15 protein-coding genes are annotated in these 13,986 nt (G+C 39.2%); 2 read left to right on the top strand and 13 right to left on the bottom strand.

Features of this window, described 5'->3' with window-relative positions; genetic code table 11:
- Nucleotides 1-3: 3 nt before the first annotated feature.
- The 4 genes from alsS to A9Q68_RS01610 form a co-directional block, all read right to left on the bottom strand.
- On the bottom strand, nt 4-1,680 hold the full coding sequence (gene alsS, locus A9Q68_RS01625; protein WP_071792919.1) for an acetolactate synthase AlsS: 1,677 nt from the start codon (nt 1,678-1,680) through the stop codon (nt 4-6).
- A gap of 107 nt (nt 1,681-1,787) precedes the next feature.
- Complete coding sequence (locus A9Q68_RS01620) at nt 1,788-3,020, bottom strand: tetratricopeptide repeat protein (RefSeq protein ID WP_071792918.1); 1,233 nt, start codon at nt 3,018-3,020, stop codon at nt 1,788-1,790.
- Nucleotides 3,010-4,191 carry an AI-2E family transporter gene (locus A9Q68_RS01615; RefSeq protein ID WP_071792917.1) on the bottom strand — a complete coding sequence of 394 codons (1,182 nt, stop codon included), beginning with the start codon at nt 4,189-4,191 and terminating at the stop codon, nt 3,010-3,012. Before A9Q68_RS01615 ends, A9Q68_RS01620 begins: the two co-directional genes overlap by 11 nt.
- On the bottom strand, nt 4,184-4,711 hold the full coding sequence (locus tag A9Q68_RS01610; protein WP_071792916.1) for an NUDIX hydrolase: 528 nt from the start codon (nt 4,709-4,711) through the stop codon (nt 4,184-4,186). The genes A9Q68_RS01615 and A9Q68_RS01610 overlap by 8 nt, the downstream gene beginning before the upstream one ends.
- Before the next feature lie 85 nt (nt 4,712-4,796).
- Here A9Q68_RS01610 and A9Q68_RS01605 point away from each other — a divergent pair, with 85 nt between their 5' ends.
- Nucleotides 4,797-5,810 (top strand): lactonase family protein, encoded by a 1,014-nt coding sequence (locus A9Q68_RS01605; protein ID WP_071792915.1) that lies wholly within the window; start codon nt 4,797-4,799, stop codon nt 5,808-5,810.
- 69 nt (nt 5,811-5,879) lie between these two features.
- Nucleotides 5,880-6,071: a hypothetical protein gene (locus A9Q68_RS01600; protein ID WP_071792914.1), complete on the top strand. Its 192-nt coding sequence runs from the start codon at nt 5,880-5,882 to the stop codon at nt 6,069-6,071.
- Between the two features lie 31 nt (nt 6,072-6,102).
- Here A9Q68_RS01600 and rfbB read toward each other — a convergent pair whose 3' ends face one another.
- The 9 genes from rfbB to A9Q68_RS01555 form a co-directional block, all read right to left on the bottom strand.
- Entirely contained in the window at nt 6,103-7,149 is a 1,047-nt protein-coding gene (gene rfbB, locus A9Q68_RS01595; RefSeq protein ID WP_071792913.1) for a dTDP-glucose 4,6-dehydratase, read from the bottom strand.
- Nucleotides 7,150-7,194: 45 nt separating this feature from the next.
- A complete protein-coding gene (locus A9Q68_RS01590; RefSeq protein WP_071792912.1) occupies nt 7,195-7,788 on the bottom strand; it encodes a dTDP-4-dehydrorhamnose 3,5-epimerase family protein in 594 nt (197 codons plus the stop codon).
- The gene (gene rfbA, locus A9Q68_RS01585; RefSeq protein WP_071792911.1) at nt 7,788-8,657 is read right to left on the bottom strand and encodes a glucose-1-phosphate thymidylyltransferase RfbA; all 870 of its coding nucleotides are present in this window, start codon (nt 8,655-8,657) and stop codon (nt 7,788-7,790) included. Before rfbA ends, A9Q68_RS01590 begins: the two co-directional genes overlap by 1 nt.
- A 54-nt stretch (nt 8,658-8,711) precedes the next feature.
- Nucleotides 8,712-9,812, bottom strand: coding sequence for an NAD(P)/FAD-dependent oxidoreductase (locus tag A9Q68_RS01580; protein ID WP_071792910.1), 1,101 nt, complete (start codon nt 9,810-9,812; stop codon nt 8,712-8,714).
- Nucleotides 9,813-9,822: 10 nt separating this feature from the next.
- On the bottom strand, nt 9,823-10,644 hold the full coding sequence (locus A9Q68_RS01575; protein WP_071792909.1) for a ZIP family metal transporter: 822 nt from the start codon (nt 10,642-10,644) through the stop codon (nt 9,823-9,825).
- A 14-nt stretch (nt 10,645-10,658) separates the two neighbouring features.
- Nucleotides 10,659-11,447 carry a Nif3-like dinuclear metal center hexameric protein gene (locus tag A9Q68_RS01570; RefSeq protein ID WP_071792908.1) on the bottom strand — a complete coding sequence of 263 codons (789 nt, stop codon included), beginning with the start codon at nt 11,445-11,447 and terminating at the stop codon, nt 10,659-10,661.
- Entirely contained in the window at nt 11,444-12,121 is a 678-nt protein-coding gene (locus tag A9Q68_RS01565; protein WP_071792907.1) for a tRNA (adenine(22)-N(1))-methyltransferase, read from the bottom strand. The genes A9Q68_RS01570 and A9Q68_RS01565 overlap by 4 nt, the downstream gene beginning before the upstream one ends.
- A gap of 493 nt (nt 12,122-12,614) precedes the next feature.
- The gene (gene nth / locus A9Q68_RS01560) at nt 12,615-13,268 is read right to left on the bottom strand and encodes an endonuclease III (RefSeq protein ID WP_071792906.1); all 654 of its coding nucleotides are present in this window, start codon (nt 13,266-13,268) and stop codon (nt 12,615-12,617) included.
- On the bottom strand, nt 13,268-13,948 hold the full coding sequence (locus A9Q68_RS01555) for a DnaD domain-containing protein (protein WP_071792905.1): 681 nt from the start codon (nt 13,946-13,948) through the stop codon (nt 13,268-13,270). The genes nth and A9Q68_RS01555 overlap by 1 nt, the downstream gene beginning before the upstream one ends.
- Nucleotides 13,949-13,986: the final 38 nt, after the last annotated feature.

Genomic DNA, 13,986 nt, shown 5'->3' with positions numbered 1-13,986 from the left:
TGCTTAATAGAATTCGTCTGGTAAAATGTTTTCACCTAATTGTCCATTATCTTTGTAATCGATTGGAATATCAATCAGAACTGGACCATTTTTAGAGTCTTTAATGGCTTGTGCTAGGGTTTCTTTAAAGCTTTCTTTACTGTTAACACGGTATCCTTTAGCTCCAAAAGCTTCTGCATATTTAACAAAATCAACTTCGCCTAATTGAACCCCTGATGAACGACCATATTTCATTTCTTCTTGGAACTCAACCATATTATAACGGCCGTCATTCCAAATCATATGAACGATTGGTAAATTAAGACGTACTGCCACTTCTAATTCTTGAGCTGAGAAGAGGAATCCACCGTCACCAGAAACAGACATCACAGTTTTATTAGGACGTACTAATGCTGCCGATATTGCCCAAGGTAAAGCAACACCTAGAGTCTGCATCCCATTTGAGAAGAGCAAATGACGCGCTTCATAAGATTTGAAGTAGCGGGCCATCCAGATATAGTGGCTACCAACGTCAACCGTTACAGTCATATCATCTTCTGTTTGTTCTTGCAAGACATCCATTACATCTAATGGATGAACCAAACCTTCTGCAGACTGACGATCAAATTTAAGGTCACCATCTAGGTTTTTCTTAAGGTTTTGCAAGTATTCCACTGAACCTTGAGGAAGTGCATAGCCATTAACCGCTGGTAAAAGTAAATCAATGGTGTTAGAAATACTGCCAATCAATTCACGTTCTGGTTGGAAATAAGTATCGATTTCAGCTTGAGCCACATCAATTACAATGACGCGCGCCGAAATTTCCGCATTCCAGTTACGGGCTTCGTATTCAATTGGGTCATAACCAATAGCAATCACTAAGTCTGATTTCTTCAAAAGCATATCGCCTGGTTGGTTACGGAAAAGACCGACACGACCAAAGAAAGTTTCTTCTTCCAATTCACGCGAAACAATTCCAGCCCCTTGGAAAGTCTCAACAACTGGCAATTTCACCGATTCAAGCAAGCGACGAATTGAAGCCGTTACTTTTTCATCTGATGCGCCATTGCCTAATAGTAGAACCGGTAAAACAGCGTTACGAATGGCTTGCGCTAAATAATTAATATCTTCCACCGAAGCAGATCCAAGTTTTGGAGCAGTCAATGGCTTAATCGCATTGACCTTAACAGGACTGTCAGTGACATCTTGAGGAATAGAAATGAAACTTGCACCTGGCTTACCAGATTTAGCTTTACGGTAAGCATTAGCAATCGTTTCTGACAGTGTATCAGCATCATGGACTTCAGCTGAGTATTTGGTGATTGGCTCTAACATTGCCACATTGTTCATGGATTGGTGAGCTCTTTTTAAAAGGTCACTTCTTTTAACCTGACCACCAATTGCTAATACTGGGTCGCCTTCAGCCGTAGCAGTAACAAGACCAGTCGCAAGGTTAGAAATACCAGGACCACTTGTCGCGATGACAACACCTGGTTTTCCTGTAATCCGGCCAATCCCTTGAGCCATAAAAGTAGCATTTTGCTCATGGCGAGAAATGATAAGTTGTGGCCCTTTGTCTTCTAAAGTATCAAAAACACGGTCAATCTTAGCTCCCGGAATCCCAAATACATACTTTACGTCATGATTAATGAGGCTGTCAATTACTAAATCAGCCCCATACATTTGTTTTGAATCTGTCATTTTTTACTCCTCATTCACAATATGACTTTATTATAGCACTTCAATTTTCAAATTTCTTGAAATCAATTTGTAAATTTTATATGTTTTCTGAAAAAACGTTTGCAAAATCATTGGAGTTCTTCTAAGAATTCTTGCATATTAAGATCATCTGGTACGAGATTTAAATAAAGCTGACACATTTGTCCTGCCTTATCGCTTTGACCAAAATCTCTTAAAATATAGGCATAATCCTGCAAGAATTCAGGATTTTCTTTTAGTTCTGCTTCTAGTTCTTGGTAAATGGCCATTGCTTTTTCATCCTCTTCTAAAGCTTGATAACCTTTAGCAATATTCCACTTACTAAGAAGATTGTCTAATTGGTCATTATCCAAGGCAACTAATTCACAATAGCGTTGGCTGTCCAGGTAAAGGCTTGATAAACGCATAATAACTTCTTCGGTATCTTCAGCCATCACTTTTGCTTCTAACAAGTATTGCTCTGATAAGTCAGCATCATGTTCTTCAAAGGCCAATTGCGAAGCTAAAAGGAGAAGTTGACTGTCATAAGCATTTTTCCGAATAGCTTGTTGGGTTAAGCGTAGCGCTTCTGCTGTTTTATGTTCTTCATGAAGGCTTTGGGCATAGGCATATTCATAGCCTTCATAATCTGGATTCATGGCTTCTAGCTGTTTGAAATATAGATTAGCTTTTTGATACTCTTCTTGGTCATATAAGATGGTTGCTAACTCATAGACAGTGTCATCGTCATAAGAAATCTCAACAGCTTTTTCTAAAAACTCGAGAGCAGCTTCAAATTTACCCAAGCTAGCATAGGCACGTCCAATCCGTTGATAGGTTGAGACACCAGTGCTTTCTAGAAAATCTCGATTATCCAATTGGGCGTAATGGTTTATGGCTTCCTGGAATTGACCTAAATCCATTTCTAATTCTGCTAAACCATAAATGATGAGCGGATCATCACTTAAATTTTCCGCTTCTAATAACTTTTCGTGGGCAACATCGGTCAAGCCCTCCATATCATATAGATCAGCCATAATAATTAAGGTATGGAGATAATCCGGACTATCTGTTGGAATCTTATCTAAATAGAGGAAGGCCTCTTCAATTAGGCCATCTTCTGCTACTATCTGTGCTAGGTTTAAATTGACTTCTGGATAGTCTGATTCTATTTGAGAATAGAGGCGTTTGGCATGGGGTAAAAAACCTATTCCTTCTAGGTATTGACCAAGAGCCAAGAGACTTTCCGAATCATCATATTTCAAAGCTTTTTCAAAATACTTTTCCGCATGCTCTAAATCGCCTTGATCAATAGAGGCTATCATTTTTTCACTATTTAACACGGTCTTTTTTCTCCTTCACAATAATTTTGTTATCAACATAAAGATTACTTACAGATTTGTACCAATCAAAGAGTTCTTTAACGATAACTTTCAAGGAAGCATAAATAGGAATGATTAAGAAGACTCCCCAAACGCCAAACATAGCGCCTGATGTTAATAAGAGGAACATGATGGTTATTGGATGAATACTTAATTTATTACCTAATACTAATGGGGTGACAAAACGCCCTTCAATGGTTTGCTCGACAGTAAAGACCAGTAATACCTTAACTAACATCAGAGGACCTTGAACCATGGCCATGATGACAACTGGCACCATCGCTAAGAAAGAGCCTAAATAAGGTACCATATTCAAGAATCCTGCTACGATGGCGAAAGTAACAGAATATTTCAGTCCAACCATGCTAAACAAGATGGCGAACATAAAACCAACGATGATGGCAACTGTTACTTGTCCTTGGACATATCCTGATAATTGTTTATTTATATCACCAAGGACACGCGAAATAGGAATTCTTAGGCGTGTTGGTAACACATTAACTAGACCATCTTTCATCTTGCCACTATCTCGGAGGAAGTAGAAGACAATGAAAGGTGAGATGATAATGGAAACAGCAATTCTTGCGATGGCACTAGCAAATGTACCAGCCCAATCAAGAGCATTTTTAGAAAAGCTTTCCGCATAATCTAAAGCTTTCTTGCTAACATTGCTTAACATGCTCTGCAATTCTGATCGGTAGCTAACCAACCAATCATTTTCCAAAAGTTTATTAGCCTCTTTATTGACCGTTTCAACATATTTAGGAAGGTCCGAAATAAATGTCGTTGTTTGATGACTAATCATTGGAATTAAACCGGAAAAGGCCCAAATAAGCATCAATAAGATAAATGAGAAGACAATAAAGATGGAAACTGTTCGGTTAGGTCCCAGGGCTTCAATACGGTCAACCAATGGTTTGGTCAAATAATAAAGAAGTGTCGAGATGACCAAGGGTAACATTAAGATTGTCAAAAAAGCAGCAACTGAAGTAAATAAGAAGGAAATTTTCGTAAAGACAAAAATAATACAAAAAACCAGCAAGATAATAAGTAAGCTTACAACGGCCTTATTGTTGAGAATCCATTTGTAAAACCAACTTTCTTCTAACTGATGATCAATTTTTTTATTCATTAATATTTTGTCCTCCCTTTTCTATTCCAGTTCCCTTTTCTGAGCCATAAAAGGTCACTTCTTTCTCTAATAATTGATGATTTGGTCCGTAACTGAATTTAGCTGAGAAAAATGGGCGGTCTTCCAAAATCCATTTGAAGATGTCGTAATCGCCTTCCCAAGTCGGTTTAGTCAGAACTTGGTCATAAGGTACCCATTCGAGAGTTCCTTCTCGCGATTCTTCATCTGAAATTAATTGACCACTAAAGGCTGTCACCTTAAAGACATAAGTGTACCAGTCATGGCCTGGCGTAAATTCAGGGAAAGTAATAACCCCTTTGAAGTCCATTTTTTCAACTTTGAGATGAGTTTCCTCATAAATTTCTCTGATAGCACATTGGTCAGGGCTTTCACCTGCTTCCAATTTACCACCAACCGATATCCATTTTCCTTCATGGACATCATTGTCTTTTTTATTGCGATGGAGAAGTAATAAGGATTCTCCATTATCTATATAACAGATTGTTGCCAATTTTGTCATTATTGTATCCTTTATTTTCTTTGTATCTATTATACCAAGAACCGTAAAATATGCTATCATTAAATCAGCAGGAGGCAAAGAAAGCATGAAAAAAGACATTTATTTTGGTACCTATACCAAAGGCCTTTCAAAAGGCATCTATAAAGCACAATTTAATCAAAGCAATGGTCACTTATCTGACCTCAAAAATATTATTGAAACAGATTCCCCTACATATTTAGTAACCTCTCAAAAAGGCAATCTCTATGCCATTCGCAAAGAGGGCAATCAAGGGGGAATTGCTGCTTTCGACGCTGAGGGAAAACTTATTAATTGCGTCCTCCTTGAAGGGGCGCCCCTCTGCCATCTAGCCATTGATGAAAAGCGTCAATTACTTTATGGAGCAAACTACCACAAGGGAGAAATCACCGCCTACCAGATTGAAGAAAATGATGGTATAAAACTCGCTGATTTGGTCCCACTTAAAGGCACTGGTCCACACCAAAATCAAAAATCTGCCCATGCTCATTTTGTTGGCCTCAGCCCAGATAGATACTTGATTACCTGCGACTTAGGCAGTGACAAAGTGAGAAGCTTTGCGATTTCTGAGCAAGGAAAATTGGAATTGATTACTGAATATCAATCAATTTCTGGTGCAGGTCCTCGCCACTTGGTCTTCCACCCCAACCAGAAAATCGCCTACCTTCTATGTGAGCTCAATTCAACTGTGGAAGTCTTAATTTATAATGGCTGCGGATACTTTGAGCGACTTCAAACCATCTCGACTTTGCCAGAGGATTTTAAGGACTTCAACGCTACAGCTGCTATCCGGATTAGTCAAGACGGCAAGTTCCTCTATGCCAGCAATCGTGGTCATGATTCTATTGCTGTTTTTGCGGTGAATAAGGATGCCCAGTTAAGTTTGCGTGAGATTGTTCCCTGCCATGGCAAGAATCCGCGAGATTTCAATCTCAGTCCTGACCAGAATTATCTGATTGTGGGACACCAAGATAGCACAAATGCTACCATCTTTAAGAGGGATTCAGAAACAGGCAAACTAAGCCTAGTTTCAAAGGATTTTTACCTACCAGAAGCTGTTTGTATTTATTTCCCAGAATAATATCAAATTGTTTGCTATTTAGGAATCCGTGTGATTAAATAAGATTATAAAATAGAAGAGGTATTTCACATGAACCCACAAGAACTATTTGATCAAGTCAAAGAACTTATCGCCAACAAAGATTTAGCCGGTGCTAAAGACTTCATCGAAACCAATAAAGATGATCTAGGAACATACTTTGAAGAAGCTAAAGGCTTACTAGACGGTACAGAAGGACTTTCTGGAGTCCTTGATCAAGTTAAAGGCCTATTTGGTAAATAATCAAGAAAAAAGAGCCCTTAGGCTCTTTTTATTATTTAATCACTTCTTGGGTTTGTGCATATTTTGCTTCGACTGCTTCTTTTTCGGATTTCCACCAGTCTTGGTTTTCTGTGTACCAATTGATGGTTTCTTCTAAGCCTGATTCGAAATTAGTGAATTCTGGTGTCCAACCTAATTCGTCACGTAATTTGCTTGAATCGATGGCATAACGAAGGTCGTGGCCGGCACGGTCAGTGACATGGTCATAAGCATCTTTTGGTTGACCCATTTTTTCAAGAATTAATTCTAGCACTTCTTTATTGTTTTTCTCACCGTCAGCCCCAATTAAGTAAGTTTCACCGATGCGGCCTTTTGTTAGGATAGCCCAAACACCTGTTGAATGGTCGTTGGTGTGGATCCAGTCTCTGACATTTTTCCCTTCACCATAAAGCTTAGGTTTGATACCAGCTAAAATATTGGTGATTTGGCGGGGAATAAATTTCTCTATGTGTTGGTATGGTCCATAGTTGTTTGAGCAATTTGAAAGGGTTGCTTTAACACCAAATGAACGCACCCATGCCTTAACGATCAGGTCTGATGCTGCTTTGGTTGAAGAATATGGTGATGATGGGTTGTATTTGGTTTCAGCGGTGAATTTTTCCCCTTCGCCTTCGCCATGCCCTGGTAAATCTTCCCGTAAAGGAAGGTCTCCGTATACTTCATCAGTCGACACGTGGTGGAAACGAATGTCGTACTTACGCGCTGCTTCCAATAAAGTGTAGGTTCCGATAAAGTTAGTATGGATGAATGGACTTGGGTCATTGAGGGAATTATCGTTATGACTTTCTGCCGCATAGTGAACAATAGCATCTGCTTTTGCTGCTAATAGATCAACTAGGGCTGCATCAGCGATATCACCAACCACTAATTCAACACGGTCTCCGAGTAGTTCTTCAATATTTGCTTTATTACCAGCATAGGTTAATTTATCTAAGACAGTAACATGAACCTCAGGATGATTGTTATAGACATAATGCACAAAGTTAGAACCGATAAAGCCTGCTCCACCTGTGACAATAATATTTTTGTATTCTGACATGAATCTTTTTTCTCCTCATTTTAGAACAAAGTCTAAAATTAACTCTTATAAATCTTCTTTTTTAAGGGGTTTAACATCTTTTAGGAAAGGATGGTTCTTATCTGCTTCAGAAACTTCTGCTTGCTCTAAGTTTTCCCACTTGATAGCAAGGCTTGGATCAGCATAGTTAACAAAGGCATATTTAGGTTTTAATTCTAAAGCCCAATAGTCATTAACTAAGTAGCTGTATGATACTTTTTCCGATAAAACTTGGAAACCATTTGCAACGCCACGAGGAACAAAAATGCCTTTTGAAGCATCAATGACTGTTTGGTAGACATTACCAAAGCTATCCCCTTCACGTAAGTCAACCCACGACCCTAACACTTTTCCTTCATCAGCAACTGAGATGTATTTATCCCAAGGTTCTGCATGAAGTCCACGCAGAACGTGTTGACGTGAGAAAGACACGTTATTTTGTAATTTACCTTCCGCAAAGAAAGATTCAGGGAAACCTAATGGTACCATTTTGGCTTTTTGGAAGTTTTCTTTAAACCAACCACGGTTATCCCCATGAACAGGAATATCAAATTCCAATAATCCTGGAATAGCTTCAATTGGACGACAGGCTAATTCTTTTTCAAAAAATTGTTCAGACATTAAGCTTCTCCAATCAAACGTAGAAGGTATTGACCATATTCATTTTTCTTCAATGATTGAGCAAGATTATGGACGTCTTCTTTAGTGATGTAACCCATGCGGTAGGCAATTTCTTCTAAGTTAGCAACTTGAGCATTTTGGAGACGTTGAACAGTTTCAATATACTGTGCTGCTTCAAGAAGACTTTCATGTGTTCCAGTATCAAGCCATGCAAAGCCACGGCCCATTAATTCAACAGAGAGGTCACCACGGTCTAGATAAGCTTTGTTAACATCGGTAATTTCCAATTCACCACGGTCACTTGGTTTAATGTTTTTAGCAATTTCAACGACATCATTGTCATAAAAATATAAACCTGTTACGGCGTAGTTAGATTTTGGTACAGCAGGTTTTTCTTCGATGGAGATGGCATTCATATCTTGGTCAAACTCAACCACACCAAAGCGTTCTGGGTCCTTAACTTGGTAACCAAAAACAGTTGCCCCTTTTTCTTTAGCAGCAGCCTTTTGAAGCATTTTTGTCAGACCATTGCCATGATAAATATTGTCTCCTAAAATAAGGGCAACGCGATCATCTCCGATAAAGTCTTCACCAATGATGAAGGCTTGAGCCAATCCATCTGGACTTGGTTGTTCTTTGTAAGAGAGTTTAATCCCAAATTCTGAACCGTCTCCTAATAAGTCTTCAAAACGGGGTAGATCTTGAGGTGTTGAGATAATGAGGATGTCTTTAATCCCAGCCAACATTAATGTTGATAGAGGGTAGTAAATCATGGGTTTGTCATAAATTGGCATCAACTGTTTTGATGCTGCTCTAGTTAATGGATAAAGGCGAGTGCCTGAACCTCCGGCAAGAATAATACCTTTCATGTATAATCTCCTATTCTTTAATCCTTTTTATTCTATCACTTTTTTAAGTCAATGTCACTTCAGGCCTTGCCAGACATAGTTTTCGATTGGGTAATCTGATGTCTTTAAGATGGTCTCTTGTCCCAAAAAGAGATTGACCAATTCATAGGCAATAAGTGGTCCAATTGTCAATCCTGATGACCCTAAACCACTAGCTGCATAAAGGCCTTTTTGCCCAGGTACTTGTCCAAAAAAGGGTGAAAAGTCACTGGTGTAGGCTCGTGTTCCGATTCTAACGGATGAAGGCTTGCTGTCAGCTATGGCTGGATAATAGGTCTGGGCTGATTCTGCCAGAGTCCTCAAGACCCGCTCATCTTCTGTCAGGTCAAAACCTTTGTCATTTTCATGGCTGGCTCCAATGGATAATTTTCCAGCAAAAAAAGGAATCAAATCGATTTCACCTTCTGGCATAACGACAGGGAGTTGATCTGTATTTAAATATTGCAGCTGATAATCAAGGAGTTGTCCTTTTTGGGGACGGATATCGACCTGATAACCTAAAGGCTTCAGAATTTGTCCTAGCCAAGCACCACTGGTTAAGAATACCTGGTCGTAGCTCTGTCCTTTTATCTGGTACTTGCCTTCACTTAGCTTAAGAGACACTTTTTCCTTGAGAATCGGGTAAGGTGTTGCGGCAAGGAGACTTTGACAGAGATCAGAACCATCGACCCGTGCAGCGCCTGAAGCATATAGTACCCTCTCAAAACCTTCTAAGCCTGGAAAAATTTCTAGAACTTCTGTTTTTTCAAAGATTCTCAATTCTCCAATAATCGGAGAGCTTTCCAAGCGAGCTTGAGCTATCTCAAAGAGCTCTTCTAATTTACTGTCATTTTTCTTGAGTAAATAAACACCGTTTTGCTGGTAAAAATCCGTCGACTGTCCTTGCGCTTTAAAATCTGACACTAATTTTTGGTAAAAATCAGCTCCTTTATTGGCCATTTGATACCAGGCCTGATTGCGTCTTTTGGAAAACCATGGACAAATGATACCAGCCGCTGCTTTTGTAGCTTGGCCTTGCCCATAGTCATAGATTGTCACATCTTCAAGACCATTCTGATGCAGGTAAAAAGCCAGCGTTGAGCCGACAATTCCTGCTCCGATAATAGCAATTTTCATTTTTTTCTCCTTAGCCTAAGGCAACATCCATAATCATCATAATCACGAAGCCTAGCATCAAGCCCATAGTGGCAATGTCGGTATTACCATTTGTCTGCGACTCGGGAATTAATTCTTCCACCACAACAAAGAGCATTGCTCCAGCAGCAAAAGACAAAGCGTAAGGTAAAACAGGCATCATAATCAAAACAAGTGCTGCTCCAACCACTGCACCAATTGGTTCAACTATGGCTGACATAGACCCCCAGTAAAAGGCTTTAAGACGACTATTGCCATCTGCTCGAATAGGAATGGACAAAGCTGCCCCTTCAGGGATATTTTGGAGACCAATCCCTATTGCTAAGCTAAGGGCACCAAATAAAGCCAAATTTGAAAAACCAGAATGCCCAAGTGCTCCAAAGGTGACACCCACCGCCAAACCTTCAGGGATATTATGAATGGTAATGGCTAAAAATAAAAGAGCTGTTTTAGATAATTTCTTTTCGGGCTGAATCCCTTCCATATCAACCATTTCCTTGTCTAAGTGCAAGTGAGGGACAATGGCATCAATACTTCGAATAAAGAAGGCACCTACCATGAAACCAATAGCAGCAGGAATCCAGGCCCATTGGCCATAGGATTTTTCTGCATAAGAAATGGAGGGTGCTAAGAGGGACCAAAAACTGGCCGCAATCATAACACCAGCAGCAAATCCCATCATGACATCCAATAACTTACGACTGATTGTTTTAAAAAAGAAGACAATGGCTGCCCCAATAATGGTACAACCCCAAGTAAAAAGTCCTGCCAAAAAGGCTAAGAAGACTGGACTTTGATGACTCAACCAATTCATTTCTCTTTCCCCTCTTACAAGTGACTAAAAGGATTACTTGAGGCTTGGCTACGCAAAATAGAAATTGGCCAACCTTCAAATTCTTTCCAGCCTTCAATCAGTTGTGCTACTTTATCAATAAAGAGCACTTCAATATGATGACCAGGATCTAGTGCGTATAACCCCTCCGTCAGCATTTCTTGCGCCGTATGATAATAGATATCGCCGGTAATATAAAGATCAGCTTTTTCTTTTAAGGCAGCTTTATAGAAATCATCGCCCGAACCACCACAAATAGCAACACGTTTAATCAACGGATTTTCATCATTATAACGTACTAGACGGATAGCGTCCAAATTAAAAGTAGTTTTAACTTTAAAAGCAAAGTTTTCAAGTGTCGTTGGCTCAATTGTTCCTACCCTACCGATTCCAAAGCCAGGTTGAGTCTCAGAAAGGTATTTAGTCTCTTTAATATCTAAATGTTGGCAGAACCAGTCATTCAAGCCATTTGGCACGATATCAATATTGGTATGACTGACATAAACGGCAATATCATGTTTAACCAAATCCAAAAGTATATTGCGTTGCGGACTTTCAACCAAATCTTTTATGCCCTTAAAAATAGGTGCGTGCTTGGTAATAATCAAATCAACTTGGCCAGCAATGGCTTCTGCAACTGTTCCTTCGCGAACATCCAAGGTCACCATGACCCGCTTGATTTCCTTATCTAAAGAGCCAATTTGCAGGCCGACCACATCGCCAGCCATTGACAATTCCGGTGGGCAGAAGGCTTCATATTTTGCAATTAAGTCACGAGCTTTCATGAAATCATCTCCTCAATAGTCTTGATTTTTTGGGAAATGGCTGAGCGGTCCAGTTGATTATCCTCCGGGACACAAGACAAGGCATACTGCAGTTTGTCTAACTCTCTTTGCCATTTGGCGATAAAAATTGGTGATTTTTCTTTCAGCAAAAATGGACCAAAACGACAGTCTAAGGCACTTAAAAAGGCAGAGCCGTGAACAGCCTGAATAATTTCGTAGTATTTACCGTTTTCCTCGAGAATTTGCTCAGCTTGGATCCTAAAGTCATTGTCTCGAAGCCAACGACGCAGATCATCTTCGCGATTGTTGGGTTGCAGAGTTAACGTTTCTACCGCTTCTAATTTATCCTTGCCAGCCTCCAAAATCTCCGCAATCAGACGACCGCCCATTCCACAAATGGAAATAGCTGTGATGCCGTCTTCTAAGGTCGTGGCAGCTAAGCCACTAGCTAAACGGGCTTCAATTTGTTGATCAAGACCAGAAGCCGCAATGTTTTTTTGAGCCGATTCAAAAGGTCCCTTGACCACTTCACCGGCAATTGCCGCATCAATATGACCAGCCTCAACCAAGGCAATCGGCAAATAAGCATGATCACTTCCAACATCTAATAATTTACTTTTTTTAGGAATAAAGTCCGCAACCATCTGCAGACGTTTTGATAAAATTGTATCCATTATCTCATCTTTCTAGTCTTACTTGCTCTATTATAACAAATTCAAGACTTAAACAAAAGAAAGCCCATTAGGCTTTCTTAGACAGAAAAAATTAGTTTTTATGATACTTTACTTAAGTAGCTCGGACGGTAGCGACTTCCTTCAGAATTCCATACCTAAATCTTAAGCCTAAGGTCTTAAGATTTCCGAATGTCAGAAACACAAAGTTTCTGACATTTTTGCTACGGTGTAAAGTATCCGTTTGACTCGTTTCACTCGTAAGCTTTGCAATATAATGATTTAAGACTTATAAAATAATGATACTTACTTTGTTAGTTCTTATTAAAAACTGCTTTAGAATAAATTTATTTTGAGACTTCTATTCGATTAGATTATTAAATAGATAAAATAAAAAATTAGACCCAATCTAAATATGAAAGTACTCAATTATTATTTTTGAATTAACTATTAGAATATAAAATTTTTAAGAATATTATATCAAAAAGAAAGCCCTTTAGGCTTTCTTTTTGATGTTTTCTTTGTAGTAGAGGCAGGAATCTTGCAAGGGGCAGGTAGCACATTTAGGATTCTTAGCCAAGCAATGGTAGCGACCGAAGAATATCAAACGATGGTGGGTAATCACCCAATCCTTTTTTGGAATTTTAGCCATCAAGTCAGCTTCGATTTGTGTAACATCAGCATCAGGTGCTGAAATATTGAGGCGTTTAGCCACGCGCGACACATGGGTATCTACTGCAATGGAAGGAATGCCATAAATTTCACCTAAGACGACATTTGCTGTCTTACGTCCAACGCCCGGTAAAGTTTCCAATTCCGCATGGGTTTTAGGAACCTGTCCATCAAAATCACTTAAAATTATTTGAGCCGTTTTGATGATATTTTTAGCCTTGTTTTTATAGAGACCAATTGTCCTTAAGGCATCTTCAACATCGCTTAATTGAGCATTGGCCAAATCTTCAATCCTAGGGTATTTGAGCCAAAGTTGCGGGGTAATTTTATTAACGGCCTTATCAGTCGTTTGAGCCGACAAAATGACAGCAATCAGCAATTGAAATGGGTGCTCCCAATCCAATTCTCCCTTGGCTTCCGGAAACATGACCGCAATTGTTTCAAGGATTTGCTTTAATTTTTTGCGTCCAACTCTCATTAGTCACTCCATAAATTCATAGCTGAAAGAAAATCATCCGAAACTTGGACATTGGCAGGATTGTTTTGCTCACGCGCATGCTTTCTTTCCTCTACTTGATAGAGATTAGTGATGCCTTCTTTGCGCCAATTTCTCAGAATAGCTTGAATATATTTCCAGTTAGTCTTGCCATTAAAGACAGCTTCTTTCAGAGCTTCGCGGACCAAATCCAGGTCCATCTTATCTTCCGAAATTGTTTTTTCCAAGTCTTCCAATTCAAAGGGACTAAGAAAACGACCTAATTCCCGTTCAAAATCAGAAACCAAGGCTTTAAATCGGTTCTCATTTTCTGGAGCTTTTTGGTCTTTTTGATTCTCTTTTGCGACTAAAAGATCCAATTTATGCAAGACTGGAGTGGCATCAATCAAGGTTTCAATCTCATCAGCAACCGTAATGGTTTTCATATCCAAAAGTTCTTGATTGCTAAGGTTAGAAATCGACCGGTTAATTTCAGCTACAGTTTTTCCTAAGGCATTAGCAATTTGACTTGGAGCCAAACTATCATGCCCAGTTGTGTTTTGTAGATAAAAAAATTGCCATACTAAATAGTCATCAGTACTGGTAAAAATATCTTTATAATGAAAAAGTAAGGCACTTGGTAAGACCAAATTGCCTGACTTGTAATGATCCAAATAAGTCATAAAACCTCTATCAAGACTTGATTGTAAGTCTTTTCTGT

Origin of the sequence: Streptococcus bovimastitidis (genome assembly GCF_001885095.1) — a bacterium.
Taxonomy (GTDB): Bacteria; Bacillota; Bacilli; order Lactobacillales; family Streptococcaceae; genus Streptococcus; species Streptococcus bovimastitidis.
Note: the sequence above shows the minus strand (reverse complement) of the source record. Positions and strands in the feature narration are given on the sequence as shown.

What these genes read in the sequence shown, in the direction of transcription:
- alsS (WP_071792919.1), bottom strand. Translation starts at nt 1,680, where the DNA reads ATGACAGATTCAAAACAAATGTATGGGGCTGATTTAGTAATTGACAGC.
- A9Q68_RS01615 (WP_071792917.1), bottom strand. Translation starts at nt 4,191, where the DNA reads ATGAATAAAAAAATTGATCATCAGTTAGAAGAAAGTTGGTTTTACAAA.
- A9Q68_RS01610 (WP_071792916.1), bottom strand. Translation starts at nt 4,711, where the DNA reads ATGACAAAATTGGCAACAATCTGTTATATAGATAATGGAGAATCCTTA.
- A9Q68_RS01605 (WP_071792915.1), top strand. Translation starts at nt 4,797, where the DNA reads ATGAAAAAAGACATTTATTTTGGTACCTATACCAAAGGCCTTTCAAAA.
- A9Q68_RS01600 (WP_071792914.1), top strand. Translation starts at nt 5,880, where the DNA reads ATGAACCCACAAGAACTATTTGATCAAGTCAAAGAACTTATCGCCAAC.
- rfbB (WP_071792913.1), bottom strand. Translation starts at nt 7,149, where the DNA reads ATGTCAGAATACAAAAATATTATTGTCACAGGTGGAGCAGGCTTTATC.
- A9Q68_RS01590 (WP_071792912.1), bottom strand. Translation starts at nt 7,788, where the DNA reads ATGTCTGAACAATTTTTTGAAAAAGAATTAGCCTGTCGTCCAATTGAA.
- rfbA (WP_071792911.1), bottom strand. Translation starts at nt 8,657, where the DNA reads ATGAAAGGTATTATTCTTGCCGGAGGTTCAGGCACTCGCCTTTATCCA.
- A9Q68_RS01580 (WP_071792910.1), bottom strand. Translation starts at nt 9,812, where the DNA reads ATGAAAATTGCTATTATCGGAGCAGGAATTGTCGGCTCAACGCTGGCT.
- A9Q68_RS01575 (WP_071792909.1), bottom strand. Translation starts at nt 10,644, where the DNA reads ATGAATTGGTTGAGTCATCAAAGTCCAGTCTTCTTAGCCTTTTTGGCA.
- A9Q68_RS01570 (WP_071792908.1), bottom strand. Translation starts at nt 11,447, where the DNA reads ATGAAAGCTCGTGACTTAATTGCAAAATATGAAGCCTTCTGCCCACCG.
- A9Q68_RS01565 (WP_071792907.1), bottom strand. Translation starts at nt 12,121, where the DNA reads ATGGATACAATTTTATCAAAACGTCTGCAGATGGTTGCGGACTTTATT.
- nth (WP_071792906.1), bottom strand. Translation starts at nt 13,268, where the DNA reads ATGAGAGTTGGACGCAAAAAATTAAAGCAAATCCTTGAAACAATTGCG.
- A9Q68_RS01555 (WP_071792905.1), bottom strand. Translation starts at nt 13,948, where the DNA reads ATGACTTATTTGGATCATTACAAGTCAGGCAATTTGGTCTTACCAAGT.